We start from the raw sequence: 6,830 nt of genomic DNA, 5'->3' as shown, positions 1-6,830 counted from the left end.
GAGGCTCTGCTTCTCGAGATCGGTCAGGTCGGCCATGTCATTCCTCCAGTGCGGACGACTCAGGGTGGGCGGCGTGGGTGAACGGCTCTGGTTGACGGTCGGGAAGTGGTCGTGCTCAGACCGGCTGCAGCGCCGGCCGGGTCAGGGCCCCGTAGAGGTCGGGGCGGCGGTCGCGCAGGTTGTTCATCCCGGCGCGGTGGGCCTCCAGGTCGGCGTCGAGGTCGAAGTCGGCGACCACCATGGACTCGGTCTGGCCGGTCGCGGCCACGATCTCGCCGCCGGGGTCGACGATCTTGGCGTTGGCCGCGAAGCGCAGCGCGCCGAACGTGCCGAACTGGTTCGAGGCCACCCACACGACCTGGTTCTCCAGCGCGCGGGCGCGGTCGAACAGATCGAAGCGGCGGGTCCAGCGGTCCTGCGCGGGGTCGGGGTGCGGGTCGGTCGCGCTGACCGGCCACGCCGACATCGAGACGATCACCCGGGCGCCGTCGAGGGCCAGGGCGCGGGCCGCCTCCGGGAAGCCCTTGTCCCAGCAGATCTGCATGCCGATCCGGCCGACCGGGGTGTCGAAGGCCTCGAACCCGTCCCCGGCGGCGTAGGTCGCGCCCTCGCGCAGTGGCTGGTGCACCTTGCGGTAGGTGCCGAGCACGCCGTCGCCGGTCACGCAGACCGCGGCGTTGTAGGGGCCGCCGTCGGCCGCCTCGCAGTACCCGGCGGTGACGACGAGGTCCCCGGCCAGCCGGGCCAGGCGGGCGATCTCCGGCCCGTCGACCGCGAAGGCCGGCGGCGGTGAGGCGGAGCCGCCGAGGTCGGAGACGTAGCCGCCGAGCGCGGCCTCGGGCAGGGCGAGCAGCTGCGCACCCCGCCGCCGGGCCTCGTCGACCAGGTGGGCGATGCGGGCGAAGTCGGCCTCGAGGTCGCGGTCGAACGGGGCCGCGACGGTCGCGACGCGGGTCGTGGGCATGGCGGGCTCCTCAGCTGGCCGAGCGGGGGGCGAACCGGTCGGGATCGTCGGCGGAGTCGGACGGGAAGGTGCTGGTGGGGGTGCCGGCGAGCCAGTGCAGGCCGTCGGCGGCCCGGCCGGTGCGACGGGCCTCGAGGATCCGGCGCACGAGGTACTCGGCGTCGTCGGCGACGCCGGAGAAGCGACCCGAACCCCACGTGTACTGCCAGGGGAGGCCGACGAAGTAGAGGCCCGGTTGGCTGGTCACGCCGCGTTCGTGGGTGGGGTAGCCCCGGCCGTCGAAGACCGGCAGCTCGATCCAGCGGTCGTCGCGGCCGTAGCCGGTGGACCAGATGACGGTCGTGATGCCGGCGGCGGCCAGGTCGATCTCCTCCGGCGCGTCGGACCCGGGCGCCCACACCGGGGCCTTGCGCTCCTCGGCCGGCGCGTCGATGCCGTTCGCCGCGATGTAGGCGTCGATCGAGTCCTTGATGCCTTCGGCGACGGCGTCCGCCCCGTCCAGGTTGGACCGGAGGTCGCCGGCGAAGCGCAGCCGCCCGTCGGTGACGCCGAGAAGGCGGCCGTGCAGGTTCATCCCCTCGAGCGCGAACTTCCGCAGGTCGATGTCGCGCCCGCCGTCGCGGCCGGTGACGTAGTGGTTCGTCCTGTGTCGCACAGCCTCCGCGTCGGGGAACCGGTCGATCCCCTTGGTGTAGGTGCCCATCTCGGACAGCCAGGCGACGCAGTCGCGGCCGCGGTAGGAGCGCGCGACCCGCGGGGCGGTGCCGGTGGCGAGGTGGACGGTGCGGCCGGCGAGGTGCAGGTCCTCGGCGATCTGGCACCCCGACTGCCCGGTGCCGACGACCAGGACCGCGCCCTCGGGCAGCTGCTCCGGGTTGCGGTACTGCGAGGAGTGCAGCTGGACGATCCGGTCCGGGAGGCGCTCGGCCATCCGCGGGGTGCGCGGGACCTGGTACGGCCCGGTCGCGACCACGACCTGGTCGGCGGTCACGGTCCCCTTGTCCGTGGCGATCCGGAAGGTGGCGCCGTCGTCGACGCGCAGCGAGGTGGCACGCACGCCCTCCATCAGCGGCGGGTCGAAGGAGGCGACGAACTTCTGCAGGTAGGCCGTGATCTCGTCCCGGACCATGAAGCCGTCGGGGTCCGGGCCGTCGTACGGGAACCCGGGCAGCCGGCACTGCCAGTTGGGCGTGACCAGGCAGAAGGAGTCCCAGCGCCGGTCCTGCCACTCGTGGCCGGCGGTCCTGGCCTCCAGCACGAGATGGTCGACGCCGTGGGTGACGAGCCACCGGCTCACCGAGAGTCCCGCCTGCCCGCCGCCGACGACCACGACGGAGCGGTGCGCCCCGTCGAGCCCCGCGGAGGCGGGTGCGGGATCGGGAACGGCGCGCAGGTGGGCGGCCGGCGGCGAGGGGGACATGGACGATCAGCTCCTGGGAGGCTCCGGGACCACGGGGTGCGAGCCGGACCGTGACTGGCTCGGGGACCAGTTCACGGCGGAGCCGTTGCGGGGGCGTGTCATCCGGAACGCATCTGCGTTTCCGGATCTTGCTCGTGTTTCTCCACGGTGAGATCAGAGCGCTGCTCTCGGTTCCGCGCGCATCCGTCGGTGCAGCCCACACCTGCTCGGGCAGCCCGGCACCCGCGCGGGAGGCGTGTCCCCCAACCCGTCGGCGAGGTGTGGCAGAGGTGTAGCTCCCGCGCGACCGGCCCTGCATTCGTCGATCCGGGAATTCGAGAAGGAGGTCCGTGGACCGGCGAGGAAACCGGCGGCGGCGCTTTCCGTCGGAAAGGCTTCGGGGACTCCGACCCTGCGCACGGGTGCGAAGAAGTGTCGCACGTCTCATTGTCGTGCGCGTTGTGCCCCGCGTTGCCCGAGTCGGGGCACGGCACTCGACAACCGGGCATCTCGAAGGGAACCGGAACGGTCACGGCCGGGCGGGACCGACTGTCCGCGCGGGAGCCCGAGGACCGCCCGACGCGTTCGGATCGGCGGAGCGAAGGGGGTCACCCGGCCCGGTCGTCGCCCGCCGCGCGCCGCGCCCTCGCCCCCGGGCCCGGCTCCACGCCCCGCCGTCGGCTCACGCGCGAGCCGGCCGCCGTCCGCGACGCCGTCCTCGCCTCCCGGAGATCCACTTCCCGGGTGCCGCCTCGACCGACCCCCACCGGGCGAGGACCGTCCGAGAACGGTCCGGCCGGCCCCCGACACGCTCGTCCGCCTCGCGCCGCGCCGCGGCGGCCCCTATCGTGCGAACGGACCCGGAGCGTGGCGAGCGTCATGCTCCGTGACGGCACGTGGCGGAGGGCGACGGCGCGTAGGGCTGGGTCCTCCGGCTCCGCGCGGCCGGACCGCCGGGAAATCCGCGATGCACCTGCGGAAACCACGCGCACCATTCTCCGGCGCGGGCGGTGCCCACATTCCGCGACCATTAAACGATGTTGTGGCGACGATCACGGAACCTCGCGATCGAATGTTGTCGACAATCGGCGACGGGTGCAGTCCCGCAATGCCCCTGTTACGTTCGTTGGCCATGACCGCAGCCACCACCGACACAACGGACCAGCCCGGCGACGAACCCGGACTGGCGGTGGGGCCTCCCGCGATCGACGACGGCGTCGACCTGTGGCGGTTGGCGGCGGAGTCCCGCGTGCTGGACGTGAACTCCCGGTACGCGTACCTCCTCTGGTGTCGCGACTTCGCCGCGACCTCGGTGATCGCCAAGCTCGACGGTGTGCCCGTCGGCTTCGTCACGGGGTACCGCCGCCCGGACGCCCCCCAAACACTCCTCGTCTGGCAGGTCGCCGTCAGCGCTGCCGCCCGCGGTCGCGGGGTCGCGGGCCGGATGCTGGACACGCTTTTCGCGCAGGTCCCCGACGTTCGTTTCCTGGAGACGACGGTGACCCCGGACAACGACGCGTCGAACGCCATGTTCGTCGCGTTCGCACGCCGCAACGACGCGGAGGTGTCGAGAACGGAATTGTTCCCCGGATCCCTTCTCGGCGACGGACACGAATCAGAGTTCCTCTATCGAATCGGCCCGATCCCGACCGAAGGATGATGAGAAGGAAATGACCATCTTCGAGGACGTCGAGTCCGAGGTCCGCTCCTACTGCCGCAACTGGCCGGTGGTCTTCGACACGGCCAAGGGCGCCCGCCTGTGGGACGTCGACGGCAACTCCTACCTCGACTTCTTCGCCGGCGCGGGTGCGCTGAACTACGGGCACAACCCCGAGCCGCTGAAGCGCAAGCTGCTGGAGTACCTGTCCCGGGACGGGATCACCCACGGCCTGGACATGTACACCACGGCCAAGGGGGAGTTCCTCAGGACCTTCCGGGAGAAGATCCTCGCCCCGCGCTCCCTCAACTACAAGGTCCAGTTCCCCGGTCCGACCGGCGCCAACGCCGTCGAGTCCGCCCTCAAGCTCGCCCGCAAGATCACGGGCAAGGAGGCGATGGTGAACTTCACCAACGCCTTCCACGGCATGACGCTGGGTGCCCTGTCGGTGACGGGGAACTCGATGAAGCGCGGCGGCGCCGGCATCCCGCTGGTGCACTCGACGCCGATGCCGTTCGACAACTACTTCGACGGCAAGGTCCCGGACTTCCTCTGGTTCGAGAAGGTCCTCAACGACTCCGGCTCGAGCCTGAACGAGCCCGCGGCCGTCATCGTCGAGACGGTCCAGGGCGAGGGCGGGATCAACCCGGCGCGCATCGAGTGGCTGCAGGGCCTGGCCGACCTGTGCAAGCGCCACGACATCCTGCTCATCGTCGACGACGTGCAGATGGGCGTCGGGCGGACCGGCCCGTTCTTCTCCTTCGAGGCCGCGGGCATCGAGCCGGACATCGTCACGATCTCGAAGTCGATCTCCGGTTACGGGCTGCCGATGGCGCTGGTGCTGATCAAGCCCGAGTTCGACGTCTGGGGCCCCGGCGAGCACAACGGGACCTTCCGCGGGCACAACCCGGCGTTCGTCACCGGGACCGAGGCGATCCACCAGTACTGGAGCGACGACACCCTCGAGCGGGAGACGATCCGCAAGGGCGAGAAGGTCGAGGAGTTCTTCAACCGGATCGTCGCCGACACCAAGTCCACCGAGCTCACCGCGAAGGGCCGGGGCCTGGCCCGCGGTCTGCAGTTCGCGCACGTCGAGCAGGCGGCCAAGGTGTGTGCCGCGGCGTTCGAACGGGGACTCCTGATGGAGACCTCGGGGCCCGAGAGCGAGGTCATGAAGATCCTCGCACCCCTGACCATCACCGACGACGAGCTCGACGAGGGCCTGACCATCGTCGCCGAGTCCGTCAAGGCCGTCACCACCGGAGGCTGAGCACCTACATGATCGTCCGCAAGATCGACGACGTCACCGGCACGAAGAACCACGTCGACACCCCGGGCTGGTACTCCCGGCGGATCGTCACGGCGCACGACCGCGTCGGGTTCTCCGTCGGCGAGACCGTGCTGCGTGCCGGCTCGGTCAACGACTTCTGGTACGCCAACCACGTCGAGGCCGTCTACATCGTCTCCGGCGAGGGCGAGCTCTACGACAAGGACAACGACCGGACCTACGAGCTCGGTCCGGGCACGATGTACCTGCTGAACGGCAACGAGAAGCACCAGGTGCGGGTGAAGTCGGACATCACCTGCGTCTGCGTCTTCAACCCGCCGATCGTGGGGACCGAGGTGCACGACGAGAACGGCGTGTACCCGCTGCTCGAGCTGCCGCCGGAGCCGGCCGGCCAGGCCTGAGACCCGGCACGCGCACCGCCGGGCCCGGGCGGGCCCGGCGGTCGCGCCGTGTACCACCGCACCGCGGCCACACGGCACCACCGAACACCGCCGAACCACCGCGGAGGAAGGGCGGACCCACTCCCACGGGGACCGAGGAAAGGAAGGGACGCGCATGTCTGCCCCGAGCAGGAGCCAGACCCGGACCACCCAGGACCGCTACTACACGCGGGTGTCCACCGAGCCCGCGCTGATCGAGCGGGTCGAGCCCACCGTGTGGGGGAGCGAGTCCAGCGCCGGCATGTTCGGTGCCCAGGAACTGCACGGCCACGCCGAGAACGGCTTCAGCCAGGTGCCCCAGCTGTTGACCCCCGACGAGGTCGCGGGCTATGCGGCGGAGCTCGACCGGCTGGCGAACGACCCGCTGGTGCGGGCGGACGACCGCTGCATCGTCGAGAAGAAGTCGAACGAGGTGCGCTCGATCTTCGAGGTGCACCGGATCAGCGAGGCGATCGCGCGGCTGGTCGCCGACGAGCGCGTGGTCGGCCGGGCCCGGCAGATCCTCGGCGGCGACGTCTACGTCCACCAGAGCCGGATCAACTACAAGCCCGGCTTCGGGGGCGGCGGGTTCTACTGGCACTCGGACTTCGAGACCTGGCACGCCGAGGACGGCATGCCCACCCCGCGCGCGGTGAGCTGCTCGATCTCGCTGACCGAGAACTTCCCGTACAACGGCTGTCTGATGATCATGCCGGGATCGCACAAGACCTTCGTGAGCTGCGTCGGCGAGACCCCGGAGGACAACTACCGGTCCTCGCTCAAGGAGCAGGAGATCGGCACGCCGGACCCGGACAGCCTCACGGCCCTGGCCAACCGGCACGGGATCGCCATGCTCACCGGCAAGGCCGGCTCGGCGACCTTCTTCGACTCCAACTGCATGCACGGGTCGGGCGACAACATCACCCCGTACCCGCGCTCGAACATCTTCATCGTGTTCAACAGCGTGGAGAACACCTGCGTCGAGCCGTACTACGCGCCCAAGCGGCGCCCGGAGTACATCGGCGCGCGGGACTTCACCCCGGTGCGCTGACACCGGCCACGACGGACGGGGCGGCTCCCACCCGGGAGCCGCCCCGTCGGCG

6 protein-coding genes are annotated in these 6,830 nt (G+C 70.9%); 4 read left to right on the top strand and 2 right to left on the bottom strand.

Going from position 1 to position 6,830, the window contains the following annotated elements; translation table 11 throughout:
* Window positions 1-115 precede the first annotated feature (115 nt).
* Window positions 116-964 carry a carbon-nitrogen hydrolase family protein gene (locus ACFQH9_RS21235; protein WP_379568144.1) on the bottom strand — a complete coding sequence of 283 codons (849 nt, stop codon included), beginning with the start codon at window positions 962-964 and terminating at the stop codon, window positions 116-118.
* Between the two features lie 10 nt (window positions 965-974).
* Window positions 975-2,384: an MSMEG_0569 family flavin-dependent oxidoreductase gene (locus ACFQH9_RS21230; protein WP_379568142.1), complete on the bottom strand. Its 1,410-nt coding sequence runs from the start codon at window positions 2,382-2,384 to the stop codon at window positions 975-977.
* Between the two features lie 1,111 nt (window positions 2,385-3,495).
* Here ACFQH9_RS21230 and ectA point away from each other — a divergent pair.
* The 4 genes from ectA to thpD all read left to right on the top strand — a co-directional run bounded on the left by ectA (window position 3,496) and on the right by thpD (window position 6,778).
* On the top strand, window positions 3,496-4,023 hold the full coding sequence (ectA, locus tag ACFQH9_RS21225) for a diaminobutyrate acetyltransferase (protein ID WP_379568140.1): 528 nt from the start codon (window positions 3,496-3,498) through the stop codon (window positions 4,021-4,023).
* A 10-nt stretch (window positions 4,024-4,033) separates the two neighbouring features.
* Window positions 4,034-5,290 (top strand): diaminobutyrate--2-oxoglutarate transaminase, encoded by a 1,257-nt coding sequence (ectB, locus tag ACFQH9_RS21220; RefSeq protein ID WP_379568138.1) that lies wholly within the window; start codon window positions 4,034-4,036, stop codon window positions 5,288-5,290.
* Window positions 5,291-5,298: 8 nt separating this feature from the next.
* Entirely contained in the window at window positions 5,299-5,709 is a 411-nt protein-coding gene (locus ACFQH9_RS21215) for an ectoine synthase (RefSeq protein WP_379568136.1), read from the top strand.
* 154 nt (window positions 5,710-5,863) lie between these two features.
* Complete coding sequence (thpD, locus tag ACFQH9_RS21210; RefSeq protein ID WP_379568134.1) at window positions 5,864-6,778, top strand: ectoine hydroxylase; 915 nt, start codon at window positions 5,864-5,866, stop codon at window positions 6,776-6,778.
* Window positions 6,779-6,830: the final 52 nt, after the last annotated feature.

This window comes from Pseudonocardia lutea, from assembly GCF_042658055.1.
Taxonomy (GTDB): Bacteria; Actinomycetota; Actinomycetes; order Mycobacteriales; family Pseudonocardiaceae; genus Pseudonocardia; species Pseudonocardia lutea.
This window is presented reverse-complemented; position numbering and strand designations above follow the sequence as displayed.

Bases quoted from the DNA above. Each gene is read 5' to 3' on its own strand.
- ACFQH9_RS21215 (WP_379568136.1), top strand. From the start codon at position 5,299: ATGATCGTCCGCAAGATCGACGACGTCACCGGCACGAAGAACCACGTC.
- ectB (WP_379568138.1), top strand. From the start codon at position 4,034: ATGACCATCTTCGAGGACGTCGAGTCCGAGGTCCGCTCCTACTGCCGC.
- thpD (WP_379568134.1), top strand. From the start codon at position 5,864: ATGTCTGCCCCGAGCAGGAGCCAGACCCGGACCACCCAGGACCGCTAC.
- ACFQH9_RS21235 (WP_379568144.1), bottom strand. From the start codon at position 964: ATGCCCACGACCCGCGTCGCGACCGTCGCGGCCCCGTTCGACCGCGAC.
- ectA (WP_379568140.1), top strand. From the start codon at position 3,496: ATGACCGCAGCCACCACCGACACAACGGACCAGCCCGGCGACGAACCC.
- ACFQH9_RS21230 (WP_379568142.1), bottom strand. From the start codon at position 2,384: ATGTCCCCCTCGCCGCCGGCCGCCCACCTGCGCGCCGTTCCCGATCCC.